Genomic DNA, 1,078 nt, shown 5'->3' on the forward strand with positions numbered 1-1,078 from the left:
TTCCCGTGTGAAAGTAGGTAATCGTCAGGCTCCCTAAGCCAAGAACCCCCGCCCGAAAGGCGGGGGTTTTTGCATTTGCGCGACGCAAATGCGTGCGGAGTACTCGGCATGGATGCTTGTCGTGCTGCATGCGCTGATGCTTGCGATGCCGTCGAATGCCGAGAGAGCGGAGCGCAACTTTTCGTCTGTTGTGACGGTTGTTGAAGTTACTTGCAGCGCCGCCGCGAACCATTTGCACATAGGGCTGCTCTCGCCAGTTCAGCGCGCTGTAGTCGGGCGTGATGATGACCCTTCGGGAATCAAAATTGAACCGAAGATAGACGCGATCACCAGGCTTGAATCCGAACATCTCGAAATGCGCGTCGATGGCGCGCATCCACGGCATGTACGGTTGGCCATCCTGGGGAAGGTCAGGCTTGTTGCCGAGGGTCAGCTCAACCTCGGGATACTGTTTGAGCTTCTTGGGACGTGACTTACTATAGGCGTTAGCCATCTTCCGACTCCGTGTATGAGTTGGTTGTGGTCAGCGGGTCGTATGGGTGGCAGCCCATGCGGCCCGCGCTTTTTGTGGTGATGCTGTTTGAGTCTACCTAACTGGGTATCTCGAAATATGGAAAATCGGAGGAGTGGCCAAACGGCATAGCTTCTTGAGCTTCACCGCAAAAAAGCCACGGAACAGGTCTCGATATCGATGAAGGACGAGACCTGCGAAGCAATCAGGCCTGGAGACGTTGAACACTGGCAGACACATGATTCGCGCAGCTCAATGACGAAAGTGGACGGGATGCAGGGTAAGAACCCGACGGACAGCGTGGCATCGAAGCCGCGATACGCCTACCGCCGTTCGTTCTCTGAAACAGAACGATGCGGTCGCGGGAACATTCCGGTCGTGCCCCGGGGCGAAGTAACGAAGAACCCGATGGGCAGCCTGCGGAATCCAGTTATCGTACCGAGCGCCGTAGAAGGTCTCGAGTGTGAATGTTGTAGTCGGTGAGCACCAGTGTTGATGTCCGCACAGAACTGACCCACTAGAGCTGAAAATTTTCATCGAATTTTGACCCACGTGATTGAATGCCCT

1 protein-coding gene is annotated in these 1,078 nt (G+C 55.3%); it reads right to left on the minus strand.

Features of this window, described 5'->3' with window-relative positions:
* Positions 1-493, minus strand: a 493-nt coding sequence (locus BDI24065_RS41330) for a hypothetical protein (protein ID WP_254609969.1), incomplete at its 3' end; no start/stop codon positions are given.
* Positions 494-1,078 lie beyond the last annotated feature (585 nt).

This window comes from Burkholderia lata, assembly GCF_902499025.1.
In the GTDB taxonomy this organism is placed as follows: Bacteria; Pseudomonadota; Gammaproteobacteria; order Burkholderiales; family Burkholderiaceae; genus Burkholderia; species Burkholderia lata_C.